At 54.3% G+C, this 14,399-nt stretch carries 13 protein-coding genes; 11 read left to right on the plus strand and 2 right to left on the minus strand.

Annotated elements, in window-relative coordinates:
• Positions 1 to 2 precede the first annotated feature (2 nt).
• The 9 genes from bshA to ABH899_RS08490 all read left to right on the plus strand — a co-directional run bounded on the left by bshA (position 3) and on the right by ABH899_RS08490 (position 10,496).
• Positions 3 to 1,181 carry an N-acetyl-alpha-D-glucosaminyl L-malate synthase BshA gene (bshA, locus tag ABH899_RS08450; RefSeq protein ID WP_009675583.1) on the plus strand — a complete coding sequence of 393 codons (1,179 nt, stop codon included), beginning with the start codon at positions 3 to 5 and terminating at the stop codon, positions 1,179 to 1,181.
• Between the two features lie 34 nt (positions 1,182 to 1,215).
• On the plus strand, positions 1,216 to 2,724 hold the full coding sequence (locus tag ABH899_RS08455) for a CCA tRNA nucleotidyltransferase (RefSeq protein ID WP_369995522.1): 1,509 nt from the start codon (positions 1,216 to 1,218) through the stop codon (positions 2,722 to 2,724).
• A gap of 3 nt (positions 2,725 to 2,727) precedes the next feature.
• Positions 2,728 to 3,702, plus strand: coding sequence for a biotin--[acetyl-CoA-carboxylase] ligase (locus ABH899_RS08460; protein WP_009675601.1), 975 nt, complete (start codon positions 2,728 to 2,730; stop codon positions 3,700 to 3,702).
• Positions 3,703 to 3,994: 292 nt separating this feature from the next.
• Positions 3,995 to 4,855, plus strand: coding sequence for a 3-methyl-2-oxobutanoate hydroxymethyltransferase (panB, locus tag ABH899_RS08465; RefSeq protein ID WP_369995525.1), 861 nt, complete (start codon positions 3,995 to 3,997; stop codon positions 4,853 to 4,855).
• A 39-nt stretch (positions 4,856 to 4,894) separates the two neighbouring features.
• A complete protein-coding gene (gene panC, locus ABH899_RS08470) occupies positions 4,895 to 5,776 on the plus strand; it encodes a pantoate--beta-alanine ligase (RefSeq protein WP_369995527.1) in 882 nt (293 codons plus the stop codon).
• Between the two features lie 4 nt (positions 5,777 to 5,780).
• Positions 5,781 to 6,164, plus strand: coding sequence for an aspartate 1-decarboxylase (panD, locus tag ABH899_RS08475; RefSeq protein ID WP_009675514.1), 384 nt, complete (start codon positions 5,781 to 5,783; stop codon positions 6,162 to 6,164).
• A gap of 90 nt (positions 6,165 to 6,254) precedes the next feature.
• Entirely contained in the window at positions 6,255 to 6,893 is a 639-nt protein-coding gene (locus ABH899_RS08480; RefSeq protein WP_369995531.1) for a tetratricopeptide repeat protein, read from the plus strand.
• A 92-nt stretch (positions 6,894 to 6,985) separates the two neighbouring features.
• Entirely contained in the window at positions 6,986 to 9,886 is a 2,901-nt protein-coding gene (gene dinG / locus ABH899_RS08485) for an ATP-dependent DNA helicase DinG (RefSeq protein WP_369995973.1), read from the plus strand.
• Positions 9,873 to 10,496, plus strand: a complete 624-nt coding sequence (locus tag ABH899_RS08490; protein WP_009675483.1) for a redox-sensing transcriptional repressor Rex — start codon at positions 9,873 to 9,875, stop codon at positions 10,494 to 10,496. Before dinG ends, ABH899_RS08490 begins: the two co-directional genes overlap by 14 nt.
• Positions 10,497 to 10,596: 100 nt before the next feature.
• Here the strand turns inward: ABH899_RS08490 and ABH899_RS08495 are convergent, their stop codons facing one another.
• Entirely contained in the window at positions 10,597 to 11,610 is a 1,014-nt protein-coding gene (locus ABH899_RS08495) for an inorganic phosphate transporter (RefSeq protein WP_009675606.1), read from the minus strand.
• A gap of 23 nt (positions 11,611 to 11,633) precedes the next feature.
• A complete protein-coding gene (locus tag ABH899_RS08500; RefSeq protein WP_369995535.1) occupies positions 11,634 to 12,263 on the minus strand; it encodes a DUF47 domain-containing protein in 630 nt (209 codons plus the stop codon).
• A gap of 240 nt (positions 12,264 to 12,503) precedes the next feature.
• On the opposite strand from ABH899_RS08500, the gene ABH899_RS08505 reads away from it, so the two are divergent.
• The gene (locus ABH899_RS08505; protein WP_369995538.1) at positions 12,504 to 13,802 is read left to right on the plus strand and encodes an amidohydrolase; all 1,299 of its coding nucleotides are present in this window, start codon (positions 12,504 to 12,506) and stop codon (positions 13,800 to 13,802) included.
• A gap of 27 nt (positions 13,803 to 13,829) precedes the next feature.
• Positions 13,830 to 14,333 carry a cell wall elongation regulator TseB-like domain-containing protein gene (locus tag ABH899_RS08510; RefSeq protein ID WP_369995541.1) on the plus strand — a complete coding sequence of 168 codons (504 nt, stop codon included), beginning with the start codon at positions 13,830 to 13,832 and terminating at the stop codon, positions 14,331 to 14,333.
• Positions 14,334 to 14,399: the final 66 nt, after the last annotated feature.

Consider the following 14,399-nt stretch of genomic DNA (forward strand, 5'->3'; position numbering starts at 1 on the left):
GCATGAAGGATAAGCTCAAAATCGGAATCACGTGCTACCCTACCCTGGGAGGTTCCGGAGTGGTTGCGACGGAGCTTGGCAAGCTGCTCGCGGAAAAAGGCCACGAGGTCCATTTTATTACGCACAGCATGCCGTTCAGGCTGGGCAAATTTCACCGGAACATTTACTATCACGAGGTAGAGGTCAGCGATTATTACGTATTCCGTTACCCTCCTTACGATTTGTCCCTCGCAAGCAAGCTTGCGCAGGTGGCGCAGATGCAGAAGCTGGATCTCCTGCATGTGCATTATGCGATCCCCCACGCCGTTTGCGCGCTGCTGGCCAAACAGATGGTGGGACCGGATTTGAAGGTCGTTACGACCCTTCACGGGACGGATATTACGGTACTCGCCCAAGATCAGTCCATCAGCGACCTGATCCGGTACGCCATTAACGAAAGCGATGCGGTTACGGCCGTTTCCAACGATCTGATCGCGGAAACGAGAGAAACGCTCGATATTTCCCGGGATATTGATCTGACCTACAACTTCGTGGACAAACGGGTGTATTACCCGCGGGACGTGAAGTCGCTTCGCAAAGAGTTCGCCCGGGACGACGAGAAAATTTTGCTGCATATTTCGAATTTCCGGCCGGTCAAAAGGGTTACGGACGTGGTCGATATTTTCAAGCGCGTCAGTGAAAAAATCCCGAGCCGTCTTCTTTTTGTAGGAGAAGGTCCGGAGCTGTCCAAAGTGATTTCGTACGTGAAAGAGCTGGGCCTTAGCGACCGGGTTAACTTTTGCGGCAAACAGGATGATGTCGCGCAGCTTATTTCTCTGGGGGACGTTATGCTACTGCCTTCGGAAAAAGAAAGCTTCGGACTTGTCGCCCTGGAAGCGATGGCTTGCGGAGTGCCGACTGTCGGTTCGATAGCGGGCGGAATCCCCGAGCTGGTGACGCACGGCGAGACCGGCTTTCTTGCGGAGATCGGCGACACGGAGAAGATGGCGGACTACGCGGTGGAGCTGCTTAGCGATCCGCAGGAATACGAAAAAATGTCGGCCGCCTGTCTGAACCGTGCCCGCACGACATTCTGCAACGACTGGATTACGATGCAGTACGAGGAAATCTATTACCGGGTTCTGGGAAGAGAACTGCCTCCGTCGCACCGGGTGGATAAACAAGTTTGCGCGGAAAGATAAGCGCGATCCGGTAACGGAAGGAAGAGTACATACGATGGAAGAGAAGAACCGGACCATGATTGAAGAAGGGCGCAGAGTGCTCGAAAGGCTGCGCTCCCGTCAGCATGAAGCTTATTTTGTCGGTGGGTTTGTCAGGGATTTTCTCCTGGAGAGGCCCGTAAAGGACGTGGATATCGCGACTTCGGCCAAACCCGAAGAGGTGATGGAAGCCTTCTCCAAGACGGTGCCTACGGGACTCCAGCACGGTACGGTAACGGTCCTGACGGGGGATTACAGTTTCGAAGTCACTACCTTCCGGAAGGAAACGGAATACGAGGGGTTCCGCAGGCCGGCGGAAGTCGAATATATTACGGATTTGGAAGAAGACTTGAAACGGCGCGACTTTACCATGAACGCGATGGCCATGGATGCCGAAGGAAACCTGATTGATCCGTTCGGCGGCCAAAGCGATATGGATAGAGGCGTTCTGAGATGCGTGGGAGAGGCGGCCGAACGTTTCGGGGAGGATGCCTTACGGATGCTGCGCTGCATCCGTTTCGCAGCCGAATACGGCCTTGACATCGAAGAGGCCACGTGGCTGGCTCTGCTGCGGCAGGCCCCTCTGCTGCGGCACATCGCGATGGAGCGCGTACGCGCGGAGCTCCAGCGCATGGTGGGCGGCGCGGACCCGGCCCGCGCCGCGGGGCTGCTCCTCGCGAGCGGTCTGTGGCGGCACGCCAAGACTCCGCTCGCGCTGCCCTTCGCCGCATGGGGGCATCCCCATGCGCAGACGGTTATCGCCCATCTGTCCTCTATCCCTGCGGAGGAGGACAGATGGGCGGTTCTGCTGCTGCTGATCGGTTCGCAGCAGCCGGAAGCCGTCAGAGCGGAGCTGCGCGCGCTGACGTTCCCTGGCGAGGACATCGCGCGTCTGACGCACATCCTCGCCGTGCATGCGCAGCTTCAGCGCGGTGACGCTGAAGCTGCGGCGGTGCAGCCGCGGCCGGACGCACCGGCGTCCGCGGAGGAGCGCGCAGCCGCGCGGTTCAAGCTTGCCGTGCTTGCTCACGGCAAGGAGGCTGCGCGCGGCTGGCTGCGCGCGGCGGAGCTGCTGCACGAAGCGTGGCGGCAGCAAGCCGGCGCGGGAGCTGGGCTCCCGCAGCAAGACGCTCCGCCGTCGGCGAATCCCGCACAGCCTGGTCAGGCGGTGCCACACCGTGCATCCGGCTCGTACGAAGCTTCGGGGGACCTCACCATGGACGAGGAAATACATACGGCTGCCGGTGAAGCATGTCTGGAAGAACTTTTCCTCTTTATGACGGAGGAAGCTGCCGTTTACCTGGAAAACGGTGAACCATGGATACACGTGATGCCGGTCTATGGCGTCAAAGATCTCGCCGTCGGCGGGAGCGACCTGATGGCGCAAAGCGGGCAAAAAGCGGGACCCTGGATAGGCGAGACGCTGAACATACTTCTGGAGCGGGTTGCCTTGGGGCAGCTGGAAAACACTAAAGAAATTTTAATGACGGAAGCTTTCCGTCCTACAGAAATGCGAGATGAGTGACTCATGGCGGTACGCGAGCGAATTGTAGACTTGTTCCGGAGCAATCCGGGCGTATATTTGTCCGGCGAGCAAATCAGCCGGGAGCTGGGCTGCAGCCGGACAGCCGTCTGGAAGCACATCGAAAGCCTCCGGCAGGACGGGTTTCAGTTCGAAGCCGTCACCCGTAAAGGCTACCGTCTGATGGAAGAGCCTGACAAGCTCCGGAAGGCTCATATAGAAGAAGCCTTGCGGACGCGCTTTATGGGCAGGCAAATCGAAGTCCGCGAAGCGGTAGACTCCACTATGAACGAAGCGCATAGGCTCGTCGCGGAAGGGGCCGAGGAAGGGACGCTGGTCTTTGCCGAAGAGCAGATCTCCGGCCGCGGCCGGATGGGCAGGCACTGGCATTCGCCGAAAGGGAAGGGCATCTGGATGAGCCTGATCTTGAAGCCGCGTGTGCCGGTTTATTTCGTTCCCCAGCTTACGCTGCTTACCGCGGTAGCTCTTTGCCGGGCCATCCGTAAGGAATGCGGCGTCGAAGTCGGCATCAAATGGCCCAACGATCTTCTTGTGAAGGGCCGCAAAGTAAGCGGGATTCTGCTTGAGATGAGCGGGGAAGACGAGCGGCTGAAATACGTCATAATCGGTGTCGGCATCACGGCGAACCTGACCGGAGCCGACTTCCCGGAAGAGCTGAAACCGGTGGCCACTTCCCTTGCACTTGAATCGGGTTCACCCGTTAAGCGGGAAGCGATGATTGCGGCTTTTCTGAATGAGCTGGAGCAGCTGTACGACCTGTATCTGGAAAACGGATTCGCTCCGATCCGGATCATGTGGGAAGCGATGAGCGTCTCGCTGAATTGTCCCATCCGGGTCAAAACGAGCCAGGGAACGGTGGAGGGCCGGGCGGATTCGCTCGATGACAGCGGGGCGCTGACCGTGATCGCGGACGACGGCCGCAAAGTTAAAATTTACAGCGGCGATGTCGAATTACGCTAAATCGTCTGTTCAAATGGCCGGTTTTTTGATATACTGTCACCGTAAGGCGGTATCTTCGGAACCGCACTTATACGGTTAACGCTTTAGACAATTGCATAAAGTACGTTTGTGTGTTTTCTGATTCTGCTCTGAGCCTGAAGGACCGAGACAGAAGGATCATACGATTCTTTGACTATGCGCCCTTTCAGTCTGTTTGCTGAAGGGTTTTTTTGATGCTTAGAACCCGGTCAAGGGCTTAGACGGAAGCACGGTTTTATTTTTTCCACATTAAAAAAGAAAGCGTGGGATTGACATGGCGCAAGAGCGCAAACCGATGACGACTGTCAAGCTGCAAAAAATGAAAGCGAGCAAGGAACCGATTTCGATGGTGACGGCTTACGATTACTTGACGGCCAAATTGGCTGACGAGGCGGGAGTGGACATAATTTTGGTGGGAGATTCCCTGGGAAATGTTATTCAGGGTCATGAATCCACTCTGCCCGTCACGCTGGACGAAATGATTTATCACGCCAAAACGGTAACGCGTGCCGTAAAATCGGCCTTTGTCGTAACGGATATGCCGTTTATGACGTATCACGGAAGCCTGGATACGACGCTTCAGAACGCGGGACGGATTATGCGCGAGGGGCTGTCCAAAGGGGTTAAGATGGAAGGCGGCGCGGAAATCGCCCATGCGGTTAAAGCGTTGACCCAGGCGGGTGTTCCCGTCGTGGGCCACCTCGGATTGACGCCCCAGTCGGTTCACGTGCTGGGCGGTTACCGCGTACAGGGCAAAAATTCCGAGCAGGCCCGTAAACTGATGGATGACGCCAAAGCGCTGGAAGAAGCGGGCGCAATCGCGATCGTACTGGAATTGGTAACGGAAGAACTGGCGGAATGGATCACAAGCAAACTGTCCATCCCGACGATCGGTATCGGCGCAGGAGCTTCCTGTGACGGCCAGGTTCTCGTTTTTCACGATATGTTAGGCTACGAGCCGGACGCTCCGGCCAAAAAGTTCGTTAAAGCTTACGCGCAGGTCGGCCTTGCCATCCGCGAAGGGATCGGGCAGTATGTGGCGGAAGTGAAGGGCCGCAAATTCCCGGCCGAGCAGCACAGCTTTAAAGGAGACAACGAAGTTCTCCAGTATTTGTACGGAACGGCCGTGAAATAAACGGTTATCCTACCTTTAGTCCTGAAGGAGAGAGAGACGTTGGAAGTTATTCAAAGCATAGCCTTGCTGCGCAGTGCACTGGAACAGAAAAAATCCGGGATCGGGGCGGCCCTTAAAGCCCCGGTCGGTTTTGTGCCTACGATGGGTTATCTTCACGAAGGGCATTTGAGTCTGATCAAGGCGGCCCGCGAAGCGAGCGAAATCGTCGTGCTCAGTATTTTCGTAAACCCGCTTCAGTTCGGTCCTACCGAAGATCTGGACCGTTACCCGCGGGATACGGAGCGGGACCTGAAGCTGGCGGAAGAAGCCGGCGTGGACATTGTTTTTCTGCCCCAGGTCGAAGAAATGTATCCGGGACCGGTCAAAACGACCGTTTCCGTATCGGGCATCACTTCGGTACTCTGCGGCGCTTCACGTCCCGTGCATTTCGACGGGGTGACTACGGTCGTTGCCAAGCTGCTCAATATCGTTCAGCCCGATAAAGCTTTCTTCGGACTTAAGGATGCGCAGCAGGTTGCCGTCGTTTCTCAGATGGTGCAGGACCTGAACATGAACGTGGACATTGTGGCCTGCCCGATTTTACGCGAGGAAGACGGACTTGCCATGAGTTCCCGGAACGTATTCCTGAGTGAGGAAGAACGTCGACAGGCGCTTGTTCTGAGCCGTTCCCTGAAAGCTGCGGAAGCCTGGGCGCGGGAGCATGCTGCTTTCCGGGCGGAAGACCTGCGCGGCGCCGTAAAGGCCGTCATCGAAGAAGCTCCTCTCGCCGATATCGATTACGTAGAGGTCTTGACGTACCCGCAGCTGGAGCAGCCGGAAGCGGTGGAAGCCGGTGTACCCGTACAGCTCATCGTCGCGCTGGCGGTCAAATTCGGCGCCACCCGGCTTATCGACAACACTATTTTAACCCTGGGGAAGTGATCGCATGTTCAGAACAATGATGAAGGCCAAAATTCACCGTGCGACGGTGACCGAGGCGAATCTTAATTATATCGGAAGCATTACGATCGACGAAGATCTGCTGGATCAGGTCGATATGCTGCCGAACGAGAAGGTTCAGATCGTGAACAACAACAATGGAGCCCGCCTGGAAACGTACATTATACCGGGTCCGCGCGGAACGGGGGTCATCTGCCTTAACGGGGCCGCGGCGCGGCTCGTGCAGACAGGCGACACCGTTATCATCATTTCTTACGCGATGATGACGGAAGAAGAGGCGCGGCGCCATAAGCCGACTGTTGCCATCATGGGAGAAAACAATAAAGTGGCCCAACTGCTAAAAGAGGAAATGCATGCAACTGTACTGTAACGTCTGGCACCCTTAAAGAACTTGTATGAAAAGTCCTTCGGCAACGCAGAATGAGTGTACGACAGCAAAGCCGAAGGTGGGGGATGCACAGTGTTCAAACATTTGTTCGCCACGATGAATGAAGTGTTGGATGAAATTTTGCTTCAGTTGCCGAATGCAAAAGGTGCGTTAAAAGCGGAGCTTGAAGATGAGCTTGGGGCCCTAAAGGCCATTAGTGACGATTGTATCGAGCACTGGCTCCTCTTTGAGGAGAAGCTTGGAAAAACCCTGTCCGTCGGAAACGCGTCCGTCCCGCCCTCTTCAGCCTCAGCCTCCGATTCGAATCAGCTGCCGGACTTGCCGCAGTCTGCCGAAGAGGCTCAGCCTCATCCGGCCGAGGGGAAGGAAGCGGTGGAGTTTATCCGCGGACAGGGGTTTTATATGCTGCTTATGTACGAGCAGGCGACCCGGGAATTCGAGGCTCTGCTCACGCGCGAACCGGACTTTTTACTTGCGAGGGCTTATCTCGCCATGGGTTATCTGCGCCAGGGAGACAACGAGGAAGCCGCCCGGCACTTCACCCTTCTTCTGGCACTTACCGAAAATAAACAGATGAAAGCCATCTCTTACAACGCGATGGGCTGTATTCAATTTCAGAACCGGAATCTGGAGCAGGCGCTCGAATATTTCAAAAAAGCCTACCATGCCGATCCGGACTGCCTGGAGCTTTTTTCAGCATCGAACGAATGAAAAGAAATAAGAACGGATGATCTCCTTATTTACGGAATTGACAAACTAACTTCCCCTCTGGGCCTCTAAATGTGGTATGCTTAGGATAGAAGCTGGAGAAAGGAAGAAGGCTTGAACTTATGAAATTTGCGGTGTTGGATTTTGAAACGACTGGAACGGGCCCGGCGGACGATATTATCCAAGTCGGTCTCGTTATTATAGATGATATGGAAGTAACCGACAGGTATACTTCCCTGGTAAATCCGGGGATCAGTATACCTTCTTCGATTACGGAGCTTACGGGCATCACAGACGAGATGGTGGAGCATGCCCCTAAGGTCGACGATATTATGGCGGAGATGTATCCGCTGCTTTTTGACTGTGTTCTCGTGGCCCATCATGCTTCGTTCGATCTCGGTTTTTTACAGCGGGCCCTGCGCAAAACGGGCTACCCCGATTTTACCGGGCGCGTCCTGGACACGATAGACATGCTGAGAATTGTGTTTCCTTCTCTTCCGACTTACCAGCTCGGCATGGTGGCTTCAGCCTTCGGCATCGAACATGAGCGGCCCCATCAGGCCGACAGCGACGCGGACGTTACGGCGGAGATCTGGACGATGAGCCTGGACAGGCTTCTGTCCCTGCCTTTATTGACGGTTCAGCGGCTGGCTCAGATCCTGCCGGCCGAGACGAGCGACCTCGGCTGGTTTATGTCGGAAATCGCCCGGTTCAAGGAACAGCAAACCCCCTTGGACCAATCGATTCACCAGTATTACCGCCAGTTCGCGCTGAACGTGCAGGACTGGGGGGAAGAAGGCCCCGTACGCGACGAGAACGATGTGCTGGAACTGAGCGATTCTTTTGAAGACGTTTACGATCAGGTCAAAGAAGCGCTGAAAGCGAAGTTCGAGCATTTCGAAAGCCGCGAAGCCCAGGAAATCATGATTCATGAAATTGAGGAAGCCTTCCAGAACGACCGGCACCTCATGATCGAAGCCGGCACGGGCACGGGCAAATCGCTCGGCTATTTGATCCCGTCCCTCTATTACGCGATTAAGCATGACGAGAAGGTGGTCGTGAGCACGCATACGATCAATCTGCAGGAGCAACTGCGTGAACGGGATATTCCGCTTCTTCACGACATTTTTCCGGTGAATTTCAAAGCGTCGGTTCTCAAAGGCCGCAGCCACTACTTGTGCCTCCGCAAGTTCGAGAATCGCATTTCTATGCAGGAGTTCGATACGGGCAAGGAAGACGCCATTACGGCCGCCCAGATGGTCGTCTGGCTGAGCCAGACGCAGACCGGCGACGAGGAGGAGCTGCATTTCGGGAACAAGGGGGCCGCTTTCTGGCATACCGTTTCCAGCGATGCGGAGTCGTGTCAGAACCGGCACTGCCCGTGGTTCAAAAAATGCTTTTATCACCGTGCGCGCCATGACGCCAACAATTCGGACGTTGTCATTACGAACCACTCGCTGCTGTTTACCGATATGAAGGCCGAGAACCGGGTGCTGCCGGCTTATAAGCATCTCGTTCTGGACGAGGCCCACCATTTCGAAGAAGTGGCAAGCAAGCATTTGGGCAAGGAGCTTCACTACCTGGGGCTGACGAATCAGCTTCTCTGGCTGTTCAAGGACAGCCGGAACGGGCAGCTGCCGGCGCTCCGCACGAAGCTTCAACGGTATGACGACGATTACCGGGCCGCTACATGGATGAACGGAATCGACAACCTGTTCCCGAAAACCTTGCTCATCAAGGAAGCTTGGGATTTACTCTGTGAAAAGTTTTACGAGCTGCTCCAGACGAATTCCGAACCCGGCCAAATCGACCCCGGTTCCCTGGTGATGCGTCTGAAGAAAGATTCGCTGCCCCCGAACTGGAGCGATTTCACGGATCTCGAGGAAATTTTGGAACAGCATATTCAGGAAGTGTATAAATCCGTGGATTCGCTCGTGCAGGATTTGAAAGAAGTCCAGGAAGAATACGATGTCCAGAGCTTCGTTACCGACCTCGGCGGGGTGGCGAAGGAACTGCAGGCAGCGAAGGAGACGCTCCGCTTCTTTATGAAGATGGCGGACGATAACTTCGTTTACTGGGTTGAAGCGGGGACGTACAACAAAAGCCGTTCGATCAACCTGATCTCCGTGCCGATGGACGTAAGTCCGCTTATCCGCGAACATTTCTTTGACAACAAAGAGAGCGTCATTCTCACTTCGGCCACCCTGTCGGTCAATAAATCGTTCCAGTATTCGGCGGATCAGCTGGGGTTGAAACTGCCGGCCGAAGAAGAGGAGAATCCGAAGCTGAAAACCGTCCAGCTTCCGTCGCCGTTCCAGTATCGGCAGCAGGCTCTTGTCTGCATACCGCGGGACTTTCCGATGATCCGGGGCCGCAGCGGCGAAGAGGAATTCCTCAAAGCGCTCACGGAATCACTCTCCGAAGTGGCCGTGGCTACGCGAGGGAGGATGCTCGTGCTGTTCACTTCGAACCGGATGCTGAAGCTTGCCCACGCGGTTCTGAAGGAAAATCTCCGCCCGCACGGCATCCATGTGCTCGGTCAGGGGGTGGACACCGGCAACCGCAGCAAGCTGACCCGGCTCTTCCAAGAGCATAAAGCGTGCGTGCTGCTCGGCACGAGTTCATTCTGGGAAGGGGTGGACATTCCCGGAGAAGCCTTGACCTGTCTGGCCATCGTACGGCTGCCTTTCCAGCCGCCGAATCATCCGCTGGTCGAAGCGAAGAGCGAAAACCTGAAGAAACGGAATCAGAACCCGTTCATGAAGCTGTCGGTGCCTCAGGCCGTCATCCGATTCAAGCAGGGCTTCGGCCGGCTTGTACGCAGGGCTTCGGACAAAGGGATTGTGCTGATTTACGATACGCGTGTCATCGAGACGCAGTACGGGAAGCACTTCCTCTACTCCCTGCCGGGACCGAAGATTGAGCATATGCCTGTAGAGCGCATCGTACCGAGAATTCAGGAATGGATGGGAGAGAACTCGCTTGAAGTCACTTAAAATATCCGAGGCGGTCGTCAAACGGCTGCCGATCTATCTGCGTTTTCTTAATGAACTGTCGAAGAAAAACGTATTAACGGTTTCGTCTCAGGATCTGGGGCAGAAGCTGAATCTTAACCCCGCCCAAATCCGCAAAGACTTGGCTTACTTCGGTGAATTCGGAAAGAAGGGGATCGGCTACGATGTGACCTATCTTATCGAGAAGATCCGGCAGATTCTGAAGCTTGACCGCCAAATACCGGTTGCCCTCGTGGGAGCCGGTAACCTGGGACGGGCGCTGTGCAACTATAACATCTACTTGCGGGATCAGATGAAAATAACGGCGATTTTCGATTCGTCGCCGGACAAGATCGGCCAGGTCATCAATAACATGAGCGTTCTGCCCATGGAGCATCTGGCCGATGTTATCCGGGATTCCAGCATTCGAATCGGCATCATAACCGTGCCGGCGCCGGAAGCGCAGAATGTCGCCAACCAATTCGTGAAGGCGGGCATCGAAGCGATTCTGAACTTCGCCCCGTCCATTCTGAAAGTACCCGAGGAAATCCGCGTGCATCATGCGGACTTTACGGCAGAGCTCCAGAGCCTGGCCTATTACCTTCCTGAATAGAGAAGTGAGGGTTTTGGTCTTGAAAACCAGAAAAACCGCTATATGGGCCGTTTAGGCCGTATGGCGGTTTTTTAATGGAACTTGCTATTTAATTTACCTGTTAGACGAAGAACTTAAACAACACGGTGTACAGCACATAGGACAGAATGATGCTGATCGGAATCGTAATGATCCAAGTGATGATCATGCGTGTTACGGTACCCCATTTCACCTCATGAAAACGGAGTACGGAACCCGACCCGATGATCGCGGAGGAAATCACGTGAGTGGTCGAAAGCGGCATCCCCATATGCGTAGAAGTCTGAATGACGATGGAAGATGTCAAATCCGAGGCGAACCCGTTGATCGGCTCGATTTTGATCAAGTTTTTGGAGATCGTTTTAATGATTTTCCATCCCCCGATCGAAGTGCCGAGGCCCATTGCGGTCGCAGCCGCGATTTTCACCCACAACGGCACGTCCATGGTTGTCTGGGCTCCCGCAGCGACCAGTCCGAATACGATAATACCCATCGCTTTCTGAGCGTCATTTCCCCCGTGGGAGAAGGACAGCAGCCAGGCGGACAGGATCTGGAAGAACTTGAACACGCGGTTCAGCTTCGAACGGGATTTGTTGCCCGTCAGGATGACCAGGTATTTGATGATCGTCATGATGATATAACCGGCCACGAATGCGACAATCGGCGAAAGCACCAGAATCAGCACGATCTTGCCGAGACCGCCCCATTTGACGAAGTCGGCTCCCGCCCCGGCCAGCACGGCTCCGACAATGGATCCGATGAGCGTATGGGAGGAAGAGGAAGGAATGGCATAATACCAGGTTGCCAGGTTCCAGATAATGGCGGACAGAAGAGCCGCGATGACGATAAATTCACCGTGGTTGATCTTGGACGGGTCCGCGATCCCGCTGCCGATCGTCTTGGCTACCTCCGAAGAATACAGGGCACCGACGAAATTCAGACAGGCGGCGGATATAATGGCTACTTTCGGACTCATCGCACGCGTAGAGATCGAAGTCGCTACCGCGTTCGCCGTATCATGGAAACCGTTAATAAAGTCAAAGGCTAAAGCGAGAAATACGATCGCAATCAAGGTAATAAGAACTGTTGTCGTCATGAAATCCTCCTAAACTGCTGGGCCTACGAGTAGCGCAGCACGACGCTTTCCAAGATGTTGGCAACGTCTTCACATGCATCGGTGGTCTGTTCGAGACGTTCATAAAGTTCTTTGAGCTTGAAATCTTCGTAAGGATCGCGTTTGGTGATAAAAATTTCACGGATGCCTTCGCGCATCAGGCGGTCGGCTTCGTTTTCAAGCGCATTGATTTCAACCGTATGTTGAGGAATCTGCATGTACTTCTTTTTGGAAAGAAGCTTGAAGGCATCGAGAATATGTTGGCAGCTGGACACGATCACGGCGGAGAATTCCTGCATAACCTTGTCCGTCTGGCTGATGTTGAGATAGTCAAAACGTGCTGCTGTCGCTTCAATGCCGTCCAGTACGTCGTCGAGCTTGGAAGCCAGCTCCATAATATCTTCACGGTCGAGCGGAGTGATAAAGACTTTGTTCAGCTCTTTAAAGATTTCGTGGGTGATCTGATCGCCTTTGCTCTCGATGTCTTTGATCATCTGGAAAAAGTTTTCCGGAATTTTATCTCCCATCATCGCGTTTCTGAACATCTGGGATGCATGGAGTGTGTTTTCTGCCGCCCGTATGAGCAGGTTTAAAAAATCGACGTCTCCTCTTTTACTGCTAAAAAGCGATGCCATTACGGTTCCTCCTAGTGATTCGATTGTAAAGATTCCGTGAAGTTAAGTTTAATGTATGTAGAATTTTGTAGCTTAAACTCACAAACTTAAAAATATCATAACATTTCCCCAGAAAGCAATCACTGGTTGAGCGTTTTTTCAATTGTTTGCTCGGCTTGATTTTAAACAAGTGACGTTGTACATTGAAAAGATAAGAATAACTGCCGATTTCGGCACTTTATACGGAATGAGGGCTATCGGATGAAAAAAACGATTATCATAAACGGTTTGTTCGTAACAGGGGACGCGGCCGCGCCCGTAATCGAAGGCTGTATGGTTATGGAAGGAAATCAGCTTACATATATAGGAAAGGATGCGCCGCATCCGCTGGAAACTTATGACGAAGTCATTCGCGGGGACCGCAAGCTCTACATGCCCGGACTCGTCAATACGCACGGCCATGCGGCGATGACTTTGCTGCGAGGCTACGGAGACGATCTTGCCCTCCAGGTATGGCTGGAGGAGAAAATGTGGCCGATGGAAGGCAAATTCACGGCGCAGGACGTGCGCTACGGAACGCTTCTGGCCATCCTGGAAATGATCAAGGGCGGCACGACGACATTTGTCGACATGTACGACCATATGAATGAAGTGGCCCAGGCCGTATCCGACTCGGGTATGCGTGCACGCCTGACCCGCGGTGTCATCGGACTGTGTCCGGCCGATATTCAGGAAGCCAAGCTCCGGGAAGCGATCGCTTTCGCCAAGGACTGGAACGGTGCCGCGAACGGCCGCATTACGACGATGATGGCCCCGCACGCTCCTTACACGTGCCCGCCGGATTACATTGAACGTTTTGTCCAGGCCGCTCACGATTTGGACCTGCCTATTCATACTCATATGTCCGAGACATTAAAAGAAGTGGAAGCCAACGCGGAGCAGTATGGCGCACGGCCAGTCGAGCATCTGGAAAAACTGGGCGTTTTCACGCGGCCGACACTGGTTGCGCACGGCGTTCATCTGACGGACGAAGAGATCGCCGTCCTTGCCAAATACAACGTCGGGGTTTCGCACAATCCGGGGAGCAACCTAAAGCTAGCGAGCGGTGTTGCCCGCGTGCCTGAGCTGCTCAAAGCCGGCATAAACGTGTCTCTAGGCACGGACGGAGCGGCCAGCAACAACAACCTCGACATGTTCGAGGAAATGCGGCTTGCCGCCCTGATCCACAAAGGCGTATCCGGCGATCCGACCGCCGTGCCGGCCGCCGCCGCTTTAAGCATGGGCACATCGATGGGCGCGCGCTCCATCTGGCTTGACGATATCGGTACGCTTCAGCCGGGCATGAAGGCCGATTTTATCGCGCTCGATATCGACCAGCCTCATTTTCTGCCTCGTACGGATTATGTTTCCCACATCGTCTATTCGGCATCCGCCCATGATGTGGTAGATGTGTGCGTGGACGGCAGCTGGATCGTACGCGGCCGCGAATGCCTGACGCTTGACGAAGAGAAAATTAAACGGGAATTTGAATCATGCTTCGCCCGTTTGACGAAAAGTTAGTCTTCAGCGGAAGGGAGGAGGGAACGTATGCTTAAAAAAGCCATTTGGATCGGGCTGTTTGTCGTGCTGACTTCTGGGTTCGGCATTAACCGTTTTTACGTGAACGTGCAGGCGACTCACTGGGAAACGAATTCCGAGGCCGTTCAGGCGGCTTACGAGAAAACGACGATGACCAAGGCTAACCGGGTCGAAGCTTTTCATGGAGCCCGTTCCTATGAAGTCGTATACGGGGAAGACAAGCTAGGCAACGGGCTGATCGTCTGGGTGCCGCTCAAGCAGGACGGGACGGGTCTGGCCATCGACGAGATTCATACGGAAATGACGGCCGAGAACATCACGGAAGAAGCCGTACGCGGAATTATGGCGAAGAAAAACCCCAAGCTGGATATTCTGCGTGTAAACGCCGGCGAATTCAAGGGGAAGTATGTCTGGGAAGTCTTTTATAAAGACGAACAAGACCGGGCGTTCTACGATTATTATAATTTAAAGACGGGTGCACTGGAAGATACGTTTAAGCTCAGCCTTCAATAGGGTGAGCTTTTCGCTTATTTCGTTAATTTGTCAAAGACTCCATCGTTTTTTTTGCCCACCGGTTAC

The organism is Paenibacillus sp. RC84, from assembly GCF_041260495.1.
Lineage (GTDB): Bacteria > Bacillota > Bacilli > Paenibacillales > NBRC-103111 > Paenibacillus_F.

Excerpts from the sequence above, each read along its gene's own strand:
- panB (WP_369995525.1), top strand. The coding sequence starts at position 3,995 with ATGGCGCAAGAGCGCAAACCGATGACGACTGTCAAGCTGCAAAAAATG.
- bshA (WP_009675583.1), top strand. The coding sequence starts at position 3 with ATGAAGGATAAGCTCAAAATCGGAATCACGTGCTACCCTACCCTGGGA.
- ABH899_RS08460 (WP_009675601.1), top strand. The coding sequence starts at position 2,728 with ATGGCGGTACGCGAGCGAATTGTAGACTTGTTCCGGAGCAATCCGGGC.
- panD (WP_009675514.1), top strand. The coding sequence starts at position 5,781 with ATGTTCAGAACAATGATGAAGGCCAAAATTCACCGTGCGACGGTGACC.
- ABH899_RS08455 (WP_369995522.1), top strand. The coding sequence starts at position 1,216 with ATGGAAGAGAAGAACCGGACCATGATTGAAGAAGGGCGCAGAGTGCTC.
- ABH899_RS08495 (WP_009675606.1), bottom strand. The coding sequence starts at position 11,610 with ATGACGACAACAGTTCTTATTACCTTGATTGCGATCGTATTTCTCGCT.
- ABH899_RS08505 (WP_369995538.1), top strand. The coding sequence starts at position 12,504 with ATGAAAAAAACGATTATCATAAACGGTTTGTTCGTAACAGGGGACGCG.
- ABH899_RS08510 (WP_369995541.1), top strand. The coding sequence starts at position 13,830 with ATGCTTAAAAAAGCCATTTGGATCGGGCTGTTTGTCGTGCTGACTTCT.
- ABH899_RS08500 (WP_369995535.1), bottom strand. The coding sequence starts at position 12,263 with ATGGCATCGCTTTTTAGCAGTAAAAGAGGAGACGTCGATTTTTTAAAC.